We start from the raw sequence: 15,777 nt of genomic DNA, 5'->3' as shown, positions 1-15,777 counted from the left end.
TGAGGATCTTAAGCCTCGTCAGGCGATGAGACCGTCAATTTGTTGCCAGGCGTGATATGTGTGCCTGTCAGTTTATTCCAGCGCTTCAGGTCCTTGCTCTGCACGTCAAATTTGCGTGCAATGCTGTCCAGTGTGTCGCCGCGCTTCACGACATAATGATTTTTTACGGTTTTCTTGCTGTTCGTGGAGCTTGAGCTTGCTAGCTTCGGGTTGTTAGAACTATTAATCACTAGCGTCTGGCCTGCTTTTAGTGTGCTGGATTTCAAGCCGTTGACGGCCATGAGTTGTTGCGCTGTCAGGCCATAGCGCTTGGCAATCAAGTAGATGCTCTCACCACTTTTGACCGTATATTTGATGTTGCTGGCTGTGGCTGTGGACGGACTGGTTAAGTCGATTTGTCTATGGTCGGCGACGGCAATCACCGCATCCGTGTCAGCATCTAGCTTGACAGGAACCAGGATGGGCATATTGCTCTTAATGACCTGTTTGCTGGCTGTCAGCCCATTAATATCGACTAATTTAGTTTGATCTATACCAAACCTGCGCGCGATGTTATCCATGCGCTCGCCGCGTTTGGCATGATAGGTTTGCCAGCTGACCAACGGTTTGTCATAGACCGACAAGTTACTATTGAAGGTTTCAGCGGCGGAAATCGGCAATAGAATTTCATGCACGCTGCCTGAGGCTGTGAGGACAGGCCGGTTGTATTCAGGGTTGAGCGAGGTGAACTCTTCGTATGAGACTTCGGCAAGTTCAGCCGCCACTCTGGCATCTATCTGTTGAGGCGCTGTGACTTTTGTGAAGTAAGGCCGGTTGGGAATGGTCTGGATGTTCAGTCCATAACGCTGCGGATTGGTCATGATGTTCTTCACGGCCTGCAGCTTGGGCACATAGTTACGGGTTTCGTCAGAGAGTTCCAGACTTTGGTAATCCGTGGGCAAGCCACGCGCACGATTGCGCTCAATAGCGCGACCAACAGTGCCTTCCCCGGCATTATAGGCAGCAAGGGCAAGATCCCAGGTACCGAACATCACATACAGTTTTTGCAGATAGTTGAGTGCGGCGTTGGTGGCGGCGCGGACATCACGGCGATTGTCTGTCCACCAATCCTGCTTTAAACCAAAATTTTTGCCAGTCGAAGGAATGAATTGCCAGATGCCGGACGCGCTGCTGCGAGAGAGCGCCTGCGGATTGAAAGCGCTTTCAATCATTGGCAGCAGGGCGATCTCGGTTGGCATGCCACGCTTCTGTACTTCCTCAACAATATGGTAGAGATAGCGCTGGCTACGATCGACCATGCGCTTCATGTAGTCAGGGCGGGAGGAGTACCAGGCTTCGTGGGTACTGGTATATGGCGATTGCAATTCCTGCATGCCATAACCATCCTTGATGCGATGCCACAGGTCAAAAGCAACCAGTTCAGGATCGTTCGCAGGTCGGTTGCCTATGGCGATGCTGTCAGGCAAGTAGTGGGCGACAGCGTCGCTGGGATAATCTCCGAGAATGACGATTTCATCGCCGGCCACATTGGTGTCGGCAAGCACTGCGGGAGTGGCAAAAACAGGGGAGGCCAGCAATACCAGCTTCAGCAGGGACTTCACAGTCATTCGTACTTCTCGGATGGCTTTACAGTGCTAGGATAGTAGCGAATCAATGAACAGAGCGTCAAGTCTATGACCTAAATAAAGACGTCACTTGAAATAGTGTGACTATATAAATGATTAAAAATGATTTCTCATTTGACGAATGGCGCTGAATACTGCGACAGGATCCTGGCTTAGGCTAGCGGATGCTAACTGAATTTGCGGCTGGTTGCAGCGTAAAAATGGGTTGGTTGCCAGTTCCAGTGCCAGGGTGGATGGCACTGTGGGCTGGCCTTGTGTCCTGGTTTCCGCGGCCTCAAGCTGTCGTTTGACCAATGCCGCATTGTCAGGCTCTAGTGTCATGGCGAATTTAAGATTGTGTTCGGTATATTCATGCGCGCAATACACTTTGGTTTCAATGGGTAAGCTGGCCAGTTTTTGCAACGAGGTATACATCTGTTGAGGACTCCCTTCAAATAGCCGGCCACAGCCTGCACCAAACAAAGTATCACCACAAAACAGCACGTGCTGAGCATAATAAGCTACATGACCCAGGGTGTGTCCCGGCACTTCGATCACCTCTAACTGCAGGCCAAGCGTACTGAGGGTCACGATATCTCCGGCTTTTACCGCCTGGTGATGAAAGTGATACTGTTCCTTGGCGGGAGCATAGACCTTGGCATTAGGGGCATATTCCAAGAGTGCCTCAACCCCGCCTATATGATCTGCATGATGATGCGTGATCAGGATGGCATCTAACTGGAGCGAGACTGATGAGAGGGCTGTAATCACTGGTGCTGCATCACCAGGATCCACCACTGCTGCATGATGGTTATGATGCAGCAGCCATAGATAGTTGTCCTCAAAGGCAGGAATAGGGATAATTTCTAGCATGCTAATATCTATTCGGCGTTTTCTTTGTTTATCTGAAGAATCATTTGTTTTTGAGGTCTGAATGTCAATAGACAATCTACAGCAATGGCTGACGACTCCACTGGGAATATACCTTCAGGAGCAGGAGCAGGTATTATTTGATCAGGCAGTGCATGATATTTTTGGATTTAATGCCATGCAGTTTGGCATGCTCGAAATGAATTTACTGCATAACTCCCGTATTCCCTATAAATTCAATGCGGGCATATCAGCGGGTGCCCTGCAATGCGAATCCCATAAACTGCCCTTGCCTGAGAGCACGCTGGATTTGATTCTCATGCCTCATACGCTGGATTTTAGCGAACATCCCCATCAGACCTTGCGCGAGGCGGCACGTGTGATGGTGCCTGAGGGACATATCATTATCAGTGGGTTTAATCCCTTGAGTAGCTGGGGCATCAGGCGCTTGGCCAGTGAAAGCGGTACTTATCCATGGGACGCCAATTTCTTGAGTCTGATGCGCGTCAAAGATTGGCTGGCATTGCTGGATTTTGAAATCGTGGATTCGAGCATGACCTGCCATATGCCTCCTTTTAAAAGCGCTTCTTGGTTGGGGCGCTATAGCATGGTGGAGCGGCTGGGTGCAAGATTGTGGCCCATGATGGGAGGAGTATACTTCGTCGTCGCTAAAAAACGCGTGCTGGGCATGCGCTTGATCAAGCCCGCCTGGAAGGGATCTCGGCTTAAGGCCAATCTGCTGCCCACACCGACACAAAGAACGGATACACAAAAACAGCATGAACAATAGTTATATCGAGATATACGCCGATGGGGCATGTAAAGGTAACCCAGGCCCTGGTGGCTGGGGAGCATGGCTGGCTTTTGACGGACATGAAAAAGAACTGTTCGGTGGTGAGTTACTGACCACGAATAATCGGATGGAGTTAACGGCTGTCATACGTGCACTCGAAGCGCTCAAACGCCAGTGTGATGTCAAGATTTTCACCGATTCAGTGTATGTGCAAAAAGGCATTACAGAGTGGGTACATGGCTGGAAAACCCGTGGCTGGCGTACCAGCGATAAAAAACCAGTGAAAAATGTGGATTTATGGCAGCAATTGGACACCCTGGTGCAACAGCACAAGATTGAATGGATATGGGTCAAGGGCCATGCTGGAAATGCAGGAAATGAGCGTGCAGATGGCCTGGCTAATAAAGGCGTGGATCAGGTGCTAGGTAAGGCGATTGTTTAAAGGACAATAATGAGGCAGATATTTCTTGATACTGAAACTACCGGGCTTTACCACGCGCAAGGCCATCGCATTATTGAAATTGCCGGGGTGGAGTTAATCAATCGTCGCCTGACGAATAATCATTTCCATATCTATCTGAACCCTGACCGGGAAATTGATGCTGCTGCGCAGGAAGTGCATGGAATTACACTGGAATTTCTGCAGGACAAGCCGCGTTTTTCGGATATTGCAGACGAATTCCTGAGTTTCGTTGATGGCGCTGATCTCATCATCCACAACGCGCCTTTTGATATCGGTTTTCTGAATGCAGAGCTGGGCAGGATAGATCGACGCAATATAGAACATAGCGTACAGGAGATTATTGATACGCTGAAAATGGCCAAGGAAATGCGGCCTGGACAGAGAAACAACCTGGATGCGCTCTGCCGTCACTTTGGCATAGATAACTCCACCCGAACCTTGCACGGTGCCTTGCTCGATGCTGAGCTGCTGGCCGATGTCTATATGGCGATGACCCGTGGCCAGGAAAGCCTGATGATAGACATGCTGGATGGATCAGGGGCGGATATGCAGGGGGGGGAGGTGGTGTTGCAACGCACCAAGCCATTGGTGGTATTGGCTGCGGATCAGGTGGAGCAGGATGCCCATGAGCAGTATCTGCAAGCCCTGACCAAAGGCGGCGCTTGTGTCTGGACGCAATAGCATTAAATTCTCTAGAGCGGTTTCTAAATTAGCCTAATGCATCTGCCCAGCTATTAGGCGTTTCATACAAGCGCACACGTTCCAGCTTGAGGTGAGTGCCATAAGTATCATGGTATTCCGCCTTGAGTATGCGGAATGCTTCTGCTGCCATGTTTTCTGCCGTAGGCACAGTGTTGAAGACCACCGTCTTGTGATCCGGCAGGCTTTGCAAAAATTGCAGTACTTGTGTATCTCCCTGATACACCAGGAAGGCATGATCCCATACTTCCACCACAGCACGCTTGGCGATGGCTTTTACGTCTGAAAAGTCCATGACCATGCCATTATCTGAAGCACCTTCTTGCTGGATGATATCGCCAGACAGGGTAATTTCCATAGCATAGCGATGACCATGCAGGTTACGGCATTGACTCTTGTGACTGGGGATACGATGACCGGCATCGAACTCTAGGCGGGTGGTGATTTGCATGGCGCGATTATATCAGTAAAGCCTCAATGCTTAATCAGGCCTGCTTCAAATGCCTGCAAGGGTAAGGATATGCATGCTGGCACTTTCTGCGAGTGCCGGCAGGTGATAACCACCTTCCAGCAATGACACGACTCGATGCTTTGAGTAGCGACCTGCCGCGTCCATAATAAATTTCGTCATCCAGGCATAGTCTTCTACCGTCAGACCAAGTTTTGCCAGAGGGTCGTTCTGATGGGCATCAAAACCAGCGGAAACAAAGATCAACTCCGGTTTGAAGCGCTTGAGTGCCGGCGCAAAATTCTCTATTACCGCCTGGCGGAAAACGATGCCATCACTATTGGCGGCGATTGGCACATTGATCATGCGATCAGTACGCGTTTCCGCACCTCGATGTGGATAGAACGGGTGCTGGAACGTGGAACACAGCATCACTCTCTCATCATCCTTGAATATATCCTCAGTGCCATCACCGTGATGCACATCAAAGTCAATAATGGCAACGCGTTTCAGTTGATGGGCGGACAGTGCATGAGCAACACCTGCGGCAACATGATTGAATATGCAAAAGCCCGCAGCGTTTGCCTTGCCAGCATGATGCCCGGGAGGGCGCACGCAGCAGAAAGCATTGTCAGCCTTCTTGTCAATGACCAGGTCAGTGGCCAGAATGGCTGCGCCCGTAGCATGCAAGCAGGCCTGGAGTGACATGGGGCCCATAGACGTGTCAGGGTCCAGCCTCACCGTGCCTGCCAACGGGGAAATGTGACGGATATGCTGGATATAAGAGGCGCTATGTACCCGTAGAAGCTGTGCGTCAGTAGCTAACGGGGCTTCATGACGCTGTAGTTTTGGCAGTATGTGCTGATGCGCCAGTGCATTCATTATGGCGGTGATTCTGGCGGGCGACTCTGGGTGTTTCCCATCCATGACGTGAAGCAGGGTATCGGGATGGGATACCAGGGCAGTCTTCACTGCATTTCCAGCCTTAGTTGCTGGTAATAAGCCAAACGACGCGCCGGAATGTGGGTATCTGTGACCGCCTGCTGTAATGCACAATCCGGCTCTTTAAGATGACGGCAGTTGTTGAAGCGGCATTTCCCCAGGAAAGGACGAAATTCGACAAATGCATGTTCCAGTTGGTCTGCATTCAGGTGATGCAGGCCAAACTCTTGTAGCCCTGGTGAATCTATCAGTTGACTATCGGCATCCAGGTGATACAGGTGCGCCGCTGTCGTGGTGTGCTTGCCGCTATCAAGTACCGTGGACACCTCTTGTGTGCGCACTTGCTGATCTGGCAGCAGGGCATTGACGATGGTGGATTTCCCCATGCCAGATTGCCCCACTAATACACTGGTCTGCGCATGTAACCAGGGCTTGAGCGGTGAGATATCCTGTCGCGCTGATAAAGGCTGGATGATATAGCCGAGCTTGGCGTAATCCTGCAAACGCGCTAACACCTCAGAGTTATCGCCAATATCGCATTTATTGAGCACGATCACAGCGCGAATGCCAGCCGCTTCTGCAGCAATCAGGCAGCGGTTGAGCAGCTCTTCATAAAAACTGGGCGTGGTCGCCAGCACAATCACTACCTGCGTGACGTTGGAAGCCAGCATTTTGCTGCGGAAGCTGTTGCTGCGGTACAGCAGGCTTTGTCTGGGCTTGAGTTTCTCCACCACCCCTTCACTGGTATCCGTGAGCTTGATCTCCACACGATCTCCACATGCAAGATCGGTTTTCTTACCGCGTGTTACACAGCTGATCTGTCTGCCATCTTCCAGCTCGACCCCGTAGCGCTTACCGTAGGAAGCAACTACGAGGCCATTTAATAATTGGGTAGACAAAATCAGCGGGCGGTAAATGCGGCTAGCTTGGCAATGCGGATGCTGGCTGGCGGATGTGAATCATAAAATGCCGAGTGCAGCGGATCTGGAGTCAGGGTAGATGCATTATCGCGGTATAGCTTGACCAGGGCCTCCACCAGATAGCGGGCATCTGCGTTCTTGGCGGCATAAGCATCTGCCTCGAATTCATTCTTGCGAGAATAGCCAGCCAATAATGGACGTAGCAGGAACAGGAACACCGGGCTGACGAGAAGGAATAGCAGCAAAGCCATATAGTCACTAGTTTGTGTGACCCCTAGTCCAGCATAAAACCATTCTTGTTGCGCCAACCAGCCCAGGACTGCTAGACCGACAAAGCTCACCAGGAACATGAGGGCTATGCGCTTGATGACGTGCTTGTGTTTGAAATGACCCAGTTCATGAGCAAGTACGGCCTCAATTTCATCGGTATCCAGGCGCTCAAGTAAGGTATCGAAGAATACGACACGCTTGCTGGCACCGAACCCCGTAAAGTAAGCATTGCCATGGCTGCTGCGTGTAGAGCCATCCATGACAAATAATCCTTGAGATTTGAAGCCACATTTTGTCAGCAGGGCTTCTATACGTGATTTCAGTGATTCATCCGCCAATGGGGAAAATTTATTGAATAAAGGCGCAATGAAAGTGGGGTAGATGGCCAGCATCAGCAGATTGAATGCGCTCCATACTATCCAGAGGTAAAGCCACCAGTAATCGCCAGCGCCTTGCATGAGCCACAGTGCGGCGAACAGCAGGGGAGCACCAAGCAGGAAGCCCACAATGCTGTGCTTGATCATATCGAGAAAATACATCGATGGGGTCATCTTGTTAAAGCCGAAATGCTGGTCAACGACAAAAGTACGATAGTAATCAAACGGCAGATCGATCAAGCTGCTGACTAACAGCGCGCTGAGTATGACCAATGCGCCTCGTAGGATGTCGTGTTGTGGCAATACATCGCGCCAGATATCGTCAATCAGTTGCAGGCCTCCCCCTATTGTCAGTGCCGCCAGCAGTAAAGCCTGGACTGCTGTTTCCAGCAAGGCTGTGCGGGTTTTGGCTGAGGAGTAGTCCGCGGCTTTCTTGTGCGCGTCCAGGCTGATGCTGGTACTGAATGCAGGTGGTACCTGGTTGCGATGCGATTGAATGTAACTCACATGGCGACGACCCAGCCAGATACGGATGGCTGTAGTCAGTACGAGTAATGATACAAAGAGGATAGTGAGGTTGGAAGCCATCATTTTGATTGTTTTAAGTTAGAATGTTGTGTTTATTTTGAAGCATTAAGCGGTGGAAGGTTCACCTAACTTTGCATGCAATCACATTTTAATGGAAATCATTATGTCACAACACAACGACAACCTCATATGGCTGGATATGGAAATGAGCGGTTTGCTACCAGATAGTGACCGTATTTTGGAGCTGGCCGTTGTTGTCACCGATGCTGAACTCAATGTTCTGGCAGAGTCACCAGTGCTGGTAGTGCATCAGTCGGATGCGGTGCTAGATGGGATGGATGCCTGGAATAAGGGTACTCATGGTCGTTCAGGCCTAATTGACAAGGTCAAGGCTTCGACATTGGATGAGGCCGCTGCCTCTGCAAAGATGATAGAGTTTCTTAAAGAGTTCGTGCCTTCAGGCAAGTCACCGATGTGTGGTAATTCCATTTGCCAGGATAGACGCTTCATGGCGCGGTATATGCCTGAGCTTGAATCTTATTTCCATTATCGCAATCTGGATGTGAGCGTGTTCAAAGAGCTAGCTAGGCGCTGGCGGCCTACGCTGATTGCAGGCTTCAAGAAGAGCAGCAAACACGAAGCGTTGGCAGATATCTATGAATCCATTGATGAGCTTAAGTATTATCGCGAGCATTTCATCCGTTTGGAGTAAACCTGGTTGGCTGGCTTTTTCAGCTTGAGCCAGCCGATTTTTGCAGGAATTGCAGGCAAAAAAACGGGTGCGATGAACGCACCCATAAGGGAGGAGAAGTATAGCTTTGGAGAAAGCTCGCATATAAATAAGCAGTATTTATGCCATTTATATTCGTTAAGTATCATATTAGGCATCAAGTGTTACTGAATTATTGCTGGAGCCAGAGAAATGGTTAGCAAACTGTTAAAAAAATGTAACAGTTTGCATGCGCAGGGAAATTGATTACGCGAGAAACAGCCAAGTTGAATAACCTGGCTGTTGAGAAGTTTAGTTAATCAGTTGTTGATATAGATTGAGATAGGCCTGGGCGCTGGTGTTCCAGCTCAGGTCACGTCGCATGCCATTACGCTGGATTTTTCTCCACGCCCTGGGATCGTGATAGTACATAAGCGCCCGTTCAACCGCCTGCAACAATGATTGCGGGTTCGCTGACTTCAGCACAAAACCAGTAGAGGTGTTGTTTTTCATGCTGCTGGCGTTGCTGTCATGCACCGAGTCCGCGAGCCCGCCCGTGCGGGTCACGATGGGAGGGGTCCCGTAGCGCAAGCCATACATCTGGTTGAGGCCGCAAGGTTCAAAGCGGGAAGGCATGATAAACATATCAGCGCCTGCCATGATTTGATGCGAGAGGGGCTCTTTGTAGCCTATGGTCACGCTGACCTGGCGTGGGTAGCGCGACGCCAATGAGCGAAAACCTTGTTCCATTTGCGCCTCCCCGTTGCCCAGTACGGCAATCTGGCAGTTCTGTGCCACCAGCTTACCCGCAATTTCCAGAAAAATATCGAGGCCTTTCTGATGGGTCAGCCTACTGACCACGCCTAGTAGCGGCTTGTGGGCAGTGGCTTCCAGCCCCAATTGCACCTGTAATGCCTTTTTGACAATTTTCTTGTCTGCCAAGTGGTCAATATTGTAGGTCTTCGCCAGGTAAGGATCGGTTGCAGGATTCCATTCCTGCATTTCTATTCCGTTTAATATGCCATGGATCTCATGGCCGCGGCTTTCCAGCAGGCCTTGCATGCCAAAGCCGAATTCCTCGGTCTGGATTTCCTCGGCATAGGTGGGACTGACTGTAGTAATGCTGTCAGCGTAATAAATGCCGCCTTTGAGAAATGACATCTGCCCATAGTATTCCAATCCATTGATCTGGTAGCTCACGTCAGGCAAGCCAAGGCGCCTCACCCATTCCGCAGGGTAACTGCCTTGAAAAGCAAGGTTATGGATGCTCATCATGGATTTGGCTTGAGCTGCATCAGAGTGGTGCAGAAATGCGGGGGTAAGCCCACTTTGCCAATCATTACAGTGCACCACATCCGGTATCCAGTCCTGAATAGGGCTATAGCTGCAGCCCAGTATGGCACCCACTTTGGAGAGGATGCCAAAGCGCAGGGGATTATCTTCCCACTCCTGGCCCTGCGTGTTGCTGTAGGGCCCACCAGGGCGATCATACAGGGGCGGGCAGTCGATCGCGATCACTTCAACCCCGGTATCAGGCATGATGCCCAGAATGAGCTTGGCTGTGCCCACTTCTGGCAGATATTGCAAGGTGGTGAGCAGGCGCTTTTCCTGAAGCTTTTGCAATACAGACGGGTAGCCGGGTAATAAGATGCGAATGTCCACATCCAGATCACGCAGGGCAGCAGGCAATGAGCCGCTGACATCGGCCAGTCCCCCAGTCTTGATCAAGGGGTAGGCTTCAGAGCTGACAAAAAGGATACGCAAGGTTGGCGGTCTTTATTGGTTAGGATTGATCAAATGGAGTATTGGTCTTTGTACCATGCGTTGCAAATCACATGCCATCTAAACCAGTAGCTAATATTTGCCTCTGCTTGGCTAGTAAATCATACTCACGGCATTCAGCATATCAAATAACAGTGATACGGAGTATGACATGGCCTGGGGTGGATTTATTGCAGTAGGGCTGGGAGCGGCAATAGGAGCCTGGGCACGCTGGGGGTTGGGTGTACTTATGAATGCGGCATGGCCTTTATTGCCGCTTGGTACCTTGCTGGCCAACCTAATTGGTGGTTATCTGATCGGCCTGGTCATGGGCATTGTGCTCACAGGTACAGTATTGTCACCAGAAGCGCGCCTCTTTCTGGTCACAGGTTTTTTGGGTGGCCTGACGACCTTCTCGACCTTCTCCGCCGAAGCCACTGAGTTATTGTTCCGCGGTGAGTATGGATGGGCCGCTACCCATATATTGACGCACCTGTTTGGCTCATTGCTATTGACTTGGCTGGGAGTGCTGACGGTGCAGTATGTTCGAGGCTAGATGGAAATTGTATTGGGATTGTTGTTAAGCGGGAAGAATTCCAGTGCGATGCCTTGGCTGGGTAACATCCATTCGATCAGAAAGCCGATGATGGCAATCACGATACTGGCAAAAAATGCTGTCCAGAAACCGGAAAGTTCAAAGCCCTTGATCAGTTTGGCAACGAGCATGATCATCAGGGCATTGATAACCAAGGCAAAAAATCCAAAGGTCACCAGGGTTAATGGGAAGGTCAGTATCAGCAACAAGGGCCTGATAATGGCATTCACAAAGCCTAGTGCCAGGGCGGAAAATAATAGAGACAGGCGGGATGAAAATTTGATCCCACTAAATAATAGACTGGTGAGCCAGAGTGAAACACTCATGATGGCCCAGTGTAAAATGAAGTCGTAAATATCGCCTGTAATCATAGGTATATCCATGGTATCTAAAGTGAGTTGATAAATTTTCCTGCCGCAGAAAATCCACTGCGGATAGCGCCTTCAATCGTCGACGGGTAATCCTGTAAGGTATTTCCACTACTCACATAATCACCTGCCAGTAACAACCCTGGGATGCTGGTTAGTTGCGCTGGTCTTTGCAGATTGCTAGTGCAGGCAAAGGTGGCACGTTTCTCTGCAACCACCTTGTGCCATAAGAGATTGTTTAATTGTGGGTAGAGTTGTTCTATTTCCTCTGCGACACCAATTGCCAGCTGTTCCTGTGTCAGGCCCTGGTGGCGCCCTTCGGCGCTGATAACGACGGCGATCAGTCCATGTTGTCCATAAAGCTGGCCACGGTCGAATATCCACTGTCCCAGTTGATGACTCAGCCCTGTCATCGGTTTATCCAGCTTAATGTGGGCAGGGTATTGCAGGTAAATAGTGTAGATAGGCTGATATTTCAGTGCCTGACACTTTTCAACGCTGTCAGCAACGCTGGGAAGATCGGCCAGCAATGGCGCCACGCGGAAAGGTGAAGTGGCCACAATGATGTGCTTATATGCCTTTCGGATGTCTGCGACCTGGAGATACAGTTCCTTATTTTGCTGGCTAATGCATTCTATTGGCGCGCTGAGACTTACTTGCCCGCCATGCGCCAGAATGTAGCTAGCAGCAGGATCTGCCAGCATGGTGCTCAGGTCCAGCCTTGGCAACAGCATGTCACTGTCTGACTTGGCGCGGGCAAAGCTGTCTCGCAGCACATTCAGGAAAATTTGGGCACTGGCAGTGGATACAGGCGTGTTAAGTGCCGCCAGGCATAGCGGTTCCCAGAGCATGGAGATCAGGCGTGCTGGCTGGTCTGCGAGTAAGGCTTGCAGTGGCATATCCTGTTCAAGGGTAAATTTCTGCAGGCGTAGCCTTGCCATCAGCCTGATCGCCGCAAGGCGTTCGGAGAGGCTCAAGCCTTGTGCGCGTAATAGTCCGGCCAGGATATGCAGTGGTGCGGGCAGGTATGAGCTGGCACGTAAAGAAAACTCATCCTGCATGTTCAGTTCAAGTGGCAGTCGCAACAGGGCCTGATCTAGCTGCACCTCACAGGTCTCAAGTAGCTGGAGAGTAGCGCTGTATGCACCCAGGAGTATGTGTTGCCCATTGTCCAGGGTTTGACCTTGCCACTGGATGCCACGCGCCCGCCCGCCCAATTGATGGCTGGATTCAAACAGGTTAACCCTGATGCCAGCTTTACTGAGAGCAACTCCTGCTGCCAGCCCCGCACAGCCGCCGCCTATGACGGCGACATTAGGAGTTAATTGCGTACCCATGTAATCCAGGCCAGCCAAAGCTTGCGCAGAGGAGTCAGTGATACGCGGGCATTGAGTACCACTTGGATGTTATCTGCCTTGATTTCCTTGAGCAGGGTGCGGTAGATGGCGGACATGATCAGCCCGGTGCGTTGAGGCTTGCGATCTTCATCGGGAAGCTCGGCAAAAGCCTTGTCGTAATAACTTTCAGCACGGCTGGCCTGAAACTCAAGCAATTGCCGCATATTGTCGGACTCACGCCCGTGCAGGATGTCATCTTCCGTGACACCAAATTTTTCCAGCTCATCTATAGGCAGGTAAATGCGCCCACGTCTGGCATCTTCTCCCACATCACGCGTGATGTTCGTCAACTGGAAAGCCATGCCTAAATCGAGCGCGTACTGCAACGTTTGAGGCTTGCTATAACCAAAGATGGAGGCGGATAAGAGGCCAACCACGCTGGCAACACGATAGCAGTAGAGCTCCAGTTCCGTAAAATCACGATAGCGGTTTTGTTCCAAATCCATCTGCATGCCGTCAATGATTTCGATCAAGTGCTGTTGTTGCAGTCCATATTGTTTAATAGGGCCTTGCAATGCCTTGCTGACAGGATGTTGTGGTTGGCCAGCATAGAGCCTGGCAATTTCAGTGCGCCACCATTCAAGCTTGGTGCGGGCGACATTGAAATCCTGTACCTCATCTGCAATATCATCGACCTCACGACAAAAGGCATACAGCGCGGTAATGGCTTCGCGTTTTGGCTTAGGAAGAAATAAGAAGCTATAGTAAAAGCTTGAGCCGCTCGCAGCAGCTTTCTTCTGGCAATATTCTTGTGGAGTCATTTTTTGCTCACTGCCCGATAAAGCATGTAAGCCCAGTCTCTTGGAGTAAGTACTGGGCGCTGGTGAAATACATCGCCATGGCTGCGATGAAGTTTGTGCAGAATACGTTCGCCTCCAGCGATAATTGACCGCATTTCCAGCCCGATGCGACCAGGCAAAATCAAGCCGAGTGGGGCCCCGGATTGAAGTAGACGTCGAGTGCGATTGATCTGGAACTCCATAAAGAGGCTCCAGGTACCCGCACTTTTTTTATCCGCAATCTGCCGTGCTATTTGTTCTTCGGTGATTTTGTATTTCAGCATTTCATCTTGCGGGAAATAAATCCTGTCTTTGCGATAATCGATTTCTACATCCTGCAAAAAGTTGATGAGTTGCAGTGAGGTACAAATCGCATCAGACAAGCCGAGGTTTCTTGGCGTGGCTGCCTTGTATAGATGCAGCAGGAGCCTACCCACCGGGTTCGCAGAACGTCTGCAATAGTCTATTACCTGGCCAAAGTCGGCATAACGCGCTTTGACAACATCCTGGCTAAAGGCAGAAAGCAGATCATAAAATGGTTCCAATGGTAGCTGGCGCTCTTTTATCATGGCCTGCAATGCCTTGAAAAGTTCGGTGTCAGGCGATTGCTCATGTTTAATCTTGTCTAGTTGCAGACGAAATGCTTGCAGCATTTCAAGCCGTTGTTCAGGGCTAAAGTCTCCCTCATCAGCAAAATCATCTGCTTGGCGTGCAAATGAATAAATCAGGCCGATAGGCTCACGCAGATGCTTGGGTAGCAGAAAGGAGGCGACCGGAAAGTTTTCATAATGCGATTTGGCCAGGGCCATGCTTGCATCAATGGCGGCTTGGGGGTTTGAAGTAGTCATAAGCGGGCTAAAGTATGCCATAAAACACTTGTAGCCGTGCTTTGTGGCAAGCGAAGATTGTTGCGCTACAATGTGGCGGTTAGAAACAGTGGAGTTTTCATGCTAGGCATTATTGGTGGTACAGGGCTGACCAAGCTGGCCAATCTGAAGATCAAGCGGAGGCAAATTATCCGCACCCCTTATGGCGAGCCTTCGGGCCCGCTCATCTTTGGCGATATTTGTGGCCATGAGATTATTTTTCTGCCACGGCATGGTCATGGACATACCATCCCGCCACATGTGGTGAACTATCGTGCCAACATCTGGGCCCTACACTCAGAGGGCGTGCGCGACATTGTTTCAGTGGCGACTGTAGGCGGTATCCATGCTGATCTTGGCCCCGGTACTATCGTGGTGCCAGATCAGATCATTGATTACACACAGGCCAGAAAGAATACCTTTTACGATGGCGGGGACTTGCCGGTCAAGCATATCGACTTCACTGAGCCCTATAGCGCCAAATTACGTTCTTTATGTCTTGATGCGGGAAAACAGACAGAGGAACCGTTGTTCGATGGTGGTGTATACGCTTGCGTACAAGGACCAAGGCTGGAAACCGCCGCCGAGATTAACCGCCTGGAACGTGATGGCGCCACAATCGTCGGAATGACCGGTATGCCTGAAGCTGCACTGGCAAGAGAGTTGGATCTCAGCTATGCCGCGATTTGCCCGGTTGCCAACCATGCTGCTGGGCGTGGGTCCAGCCAGCATGGTATACGCTATGAAGAGATGGGTGAAGTGCTCAATGAAACCATGCAACGTGTACGTAACTTGATAGAAAGGGTGGTGGTGGGACATGCCTGTTAGACCCGTCTTGAAAATGGGTGACCCGATATTGCTGCAAAAAGCAGCGCCCGTCACAGAGTTTGATAGCCCTGAGCTGCATGCCCTCATCCAGGACATGGAGGACACCATGGCCCATATGAATGGTGCAGGGATTGCAGCACCGCAAATTGGGGTCAGCCTGAGGGTGGTCATTTTTGGCGTAGGTAAAAATCCACGGTATCCCGATGCCGATCAGGTGCCTTACACCGTGTTGATCAATCCTACACTTACTCCTGTGGGTGAAAATCTGGAGGATGGCTGGGAAGGTTGCCTATCCGTGCCAGGCATGCGGGGCGTAGTGCCACGATATGAGCGGCTACATTACACAGGGTTTGATCAGTACGGACAGCCGATTGATAGATTAGTCAGTGGCTTCCATGCGAGAGTCGTGCAACACGAGTGTGATCATCTAGATGGCGTACTTTATCCCATGCGTATCCGTGACTTAGCTCAATTTGGCTTCACGGATGTATTATTTCCTGGCATGGTAGTGGAAGATGATTAATTTCTTGTGCTAGAATGTCGTCCTTTCGGTGATCTGA

Annotated in this window: 18 protein-coding genes; 7 read left to right on the top strand and 11 right to left on the bottom strand. The window is 50.6% G+C overall.

Annotated features, from left to right (window positions below; translation table 11 throughout):
- Positions 1–8 precede the first annotated feature (8 nt).
- Both LG201_RS04410 and gloB read right to left on the bottom strand, forming a co-directional pair.
- Positions 9–1,607 (bottom strand): lytic transglycosylase, encoded by a 1,599-nt coding sequence (locus LG201_RS04410; protein WP_226770953.1) that lies wholly within the window; start codon positions 1,605–1,607, stop codon positions 9–11.
- Positions 1,608–1,721: 114 nt separating this feature from the next.
- A complete protein-coding gene (gene gloB, locus LG201_RS04405) occupies positions 1,722–2,477 on the bottom strand; it encodes a hydroxyacylglutathione hydrolase (RefSeq protein ID WP_226770952.1) in 756 nt (251 codons plus the stop codon).
- Between the two features lie 61 nt (positions 2,478–2,538).
- Between gloB and LG201_RS04400 the strand changes: the two genes are divergently transcribed.
- The 3 genes from LG201_RS04400 to dnaQ are packed head-to-tail and all read left to right on the top strand — an operon-like array spanning position 2,539 to position 4,411.
- On the top strand, positions 2,539–3,264 hold the full coding sequence (locus tag LG201_RS04400; protein WP_226770951.1) for a class I SAM-dependent methyltransferase: 726 nt from the start codon (positions 2,539–2,541) through the stop codon (positions 3,262–3,264).
- Entirely contained in the window at positions 3,254–3,709 is a 456-nt protein-coding gene (gene rnhA / locus LG201_RS04395; protein WP_226770950.1) for a ribonuclease HI, read from the top strand. Before LG201_RS04400 ends, rnhA begins: the two co-directional genes overlap by 11 nt.
- Positions 3,710–3,718: 9 nt before the next feature.
- Positions 3,719–4,411: a DNA polymerase III subunit epsilon gene (dnaQ, locus tag LG201_RS04390; protein WP_226770949.1), complete on the top strand. Its 693-nt coding sequence runs from the start codon at positions 3,719–3,721 to the stop codon at positions 4,409–4,411.
- A 28-nt stretch (positions 4,412–4,439) separates the two neighbouring features.
- Here the strand turns inward: dnaQ and queD are convergent, their stop codons facing one another.
- From queD to LG201_RS04370, 4 genes are read right to left on the bottom strand one after another with little or no spacing between them, the layout of a single operon-like run.
- Positions 4,440–4,880: a 6-carboxytetrahydropterin synthase QueD gene (gene queD, locus LG201_RS04385; protein ID WP_226770948.1), complete on the bottom strand. Its 441-nt coding sequence runs from the start codon at positions 4,878–4,880 to the stop codon at positions 4,440–4,442.
- Between the two features lie 45 nt (positions 4,881–4,925).
- On the bottom strand, positions 4,926–5,849 hold the full coding sequence (locus tag LG201_RS04380; protein WP_226770947.1) for a histone deacetylase family protein: 924 nt from the start codon (positions 5,847–5,849) through the stop codon (positions 4,926–4,928).
- Positions 5,846–6,718, bottom strand: coding sequence for a ribosome small subunit-dependent GTPase A (rsgA, locus tag LG201_RS04375; protein WP_264193263.1), 873 nt, complete (start codon positions 6,716–6,718; stop codon positions 5,846–5,848). The genes LG201_RS04380 and rsgA overlap by 4 nt, the downstream gene beginning before the upstream one ends.
- Before the next feature lie 2 nt (positions 6,719–6,720).
- Positions 6,721–7,974, bottom strand: a complete 1,254-nt coding sequence (locus tag LG201_RS04370; RefSeq protein WP_226771921.1) for a M48 family metallopeptidase — start codon at positions 7,972–7,974, stop codon at positions 6,721–6,723.
- Positions 7,975–8,077: 103 nt separating this feature from the next.
- Between LG201_RS04370 and orn the strand changes: the two genes are divergently transcribed.
- Positions 8,078–8,626 (top strand): oligoribonuclease, encoded by a 549-nt coding sequence (gene orn, locus LG201_RS04365; protein WP_226770946.1) that lies wholly within the window; start codon positions 8,078–8,080, stop codon positions 8,624–8,626.
- Positions 8,627–8,935: 309 nt separating this feature from the next.
- Here the strand turns inward: orn and glgA are convergent, their stop codons facing one another.
- Positions 8,936–10,387 carry a glycogen synthase GlgA gene (gene glgA / locus LG201_RS04360; protein ID WP_226770945.1) on the bottom strand — a complete coding sequence of 484 codons (1,452 nt, stop codon included), beginning with the start codon at positions 10,385–10,387 and terminating at the stop codon, positions 8,936–8,938.
- A gap of 169 nt (positions 10,388–10,556) precedes the next feature.
- Here glgA and crcB point away from each other — a divergent pair, with 169 nt between their 5' ends.
- Positions 10,557–10,940 carry a fluoride efflux transporter CrcB gene (gene crcB / locus LG201_RS04355; RefSeq protein WP_226770944.1) on the top strand — a complete coding sequence of 128 codons (384 nt, stop codon included), beginning with the start codon at positions 10,557–10,559 and terminating at the stop codon, positions 10,938–10,940.
- Here crcB and LG201_RS04350 read toward each other — a convergent pair.
- From LG201_RS04350 to hpnC, 4 genes are read right to left on the bottom strand one after another with little or no spacing between them, the layout of a single operon-like run.
- On the bottom strand, positions 10,937–11,350 hold the full coding sequence (locus LG201_RS04350) for a phage holin family protein (RefSeq protein WP_226770943.1): 414 nt from the start codon (positions 11,348–11,350) through the stop codon (positions 10,937–10,939). The genes crcB and LG201_RS04350 overlap by 4 nt on opposite strands.
- Positions 11,351–11,367: 17 nt before the next feature.
- Complete coding sequence (gene hpnE, locus LG201_RS04345) at positions 11,368–12,684, bottom strand: hydroxysqualene dehydroxylase HpnE (protein ID WP_226770942.1); 1,317 nt, start codon at positions 12,682–12,684, stop codon at positions 11,368–11,370.
- Positions 12,669–13,505, bottom strand: coding sequence for a presqualene diphosphate synthase HpnD (gene hpnD / locus LG201_RS04340; RefSeq protein ID WP_226770941.1), 837 nt, complete (start codon positions 13,503–13,505; stop codon positions 12,669–12,671). The genes hpnE and hpnD overlap by 16 nt, the downstream gene beginning before the upstream one ends.
- Entirely contained in the window at positions 13,502–14,371 is an 870-nt protein-coding gene (gene hpnC, locus LG201_RS04335; RefSeq protein WP_226770940.1) for a squalene synthase HpnC, read from the bottom strand. Before hpnC ends, hpnD begins: the two co-directional genes overlap by 4 nt.
- Before the next feature lie 99 nt (positions 14,372–14,470).
- Here hpnC and LG201_RS04330 point away from each other — a divergent pair, with 99 nt between their 5' ends.
- Entirely contained in the window at positions 14,471–15,217 is a 747-nt protein-coding gene (locus LG201_RS04330) for an S-methyl-5'-thioinosine phosphorylase (RefSeq protein ID WP_226770939.1), read from the top strand.
- Complete coding sequence (gene def, locus LG201_RS04325; RefSeq protein ID WP_226770938.1) at positions 15,207–15,740, top strand: peptide deformylase; 534 nt, start codon at positions 15,207–15,209, stop codon at positions 15,738–15,740. Before LG201_RS04330 ends, def begins: the two co-directional genes overlap by 11 nt.
- Positions 15,741–15,777: the final 37 nt, after the last annotated feature.

Origin of the sequence: Methylobacillus gramineus, assembly GCF_020532675.1 — a bacterium.
GTDB lineage: Bacteria > Pseudomonadota > Gammaproteobacteria > Burkholderiales > Methylophilaceae > Methylobacillus > Methylobacillus gramineus.
The sequence above is the reverse complement of the archived record's forward strand: the minus strand, read 5'-3'. Positions and strand labels throughout refer to the sequence as shown.

Bases quoted from the DNA above. Each gene is read 5' to 3' on its own strand.
- gloB (WP_226770952.1), bottom strand. From the start codon at position 2,477: ATGCTAGAAATTATCCCTATTCCTGCCTTTGAGGACAACTATCTATGG.
- LG201_RS04370 (WP_226771921.1), bottom strand. From the start codon at position 7,974: ATGGCTTCCAACCTCACTATCCTCTTTGTATCATTACTCGTACTGACT.
- LG201_RS04350 (WP_226770943.1), bottom strand. From the start codon at position 11,350: ATGATTACAGGCGATATTTACGACTTCATTTTACACTGGGCCATCATG.
- dnaQ (WP_226770949.1), top strand. From the start codon at position 3,719: ATGAGGCAGATATTTCTTGATACTGAAACTACCGGGCTTTACCACGCG.
- LG201_RS04410 (WP_226770953.1), bottom strand. From the start codon at position 1,607: ATGACTGTGAAGTCCCTGCTGAAGCTGGTATTGCTGGCCTCCCCTGTT.
- LG201_RS04330 (WP_226770939.1), top strand. From the start codon at position 14,471: ATGCTAGGCATTATTGGTGGTACAGGGCTGACCAAGCTGGCCAATCTG.
- crcB (WP_226770944.1), top strand. From the start codon at position 10,557: ATGGCCTGGGGTGGATTTATTGCAGTAGGGCTGGGAGCGGCAATAGGA.
- rnhA (WP_226770950.1), top strand. From the start codon at position 3,254: ATGAACAATAGTTATATCGAGATATACGCCGATGGGGCATGTAAAGGT.
- hpnD (WP_226770941.1), bottom strand. From the start codon at position 13,505: ATGACTCCACAAGAATATTGCCAGAAGAAAGCTGCTGCGAGCGGCTCA.
- hpnE (WP_226770942.1), bottom strand. From the start codon at position 12,684: ATGGGTACGCAATTAACTCCTAATGTCGCCGTCATAGGCGGCGGCTGT.
- def (WP_226770938.1), top strand. From the start codon at position 15,207: ATGCCTGTTAGACCCGTCTTGAAAATGGGTGACCCGATATTGCTGCAA.
- LG201_RS04400 (WP_226770951.1), top strand. From the start codon at position 2,539: ATGTCAATAGACAATCTACAGCAATGGCTGACGACTCCACTGGGAATA.
- orn (WP_226770946.1), top strand. From the start codon at position 8,078: ATGTCACAACACAACGACAACCTCATATGGCTGGATATGGAAATGAGC.
- hpnC (WP_226770940.1), bottom strand. From the start codon at position 14,371: ATGACTACTTCAAACCCCCAAGCCGCCATTGATGCAAGCATGGCCCTG.
- queD (WP_226770948.1), bottom strand. From the start codon at position 4,880: ATGCAAATCACCACCCGCCTAGAGTTCGATGCCGGTCATCGTATCCCC.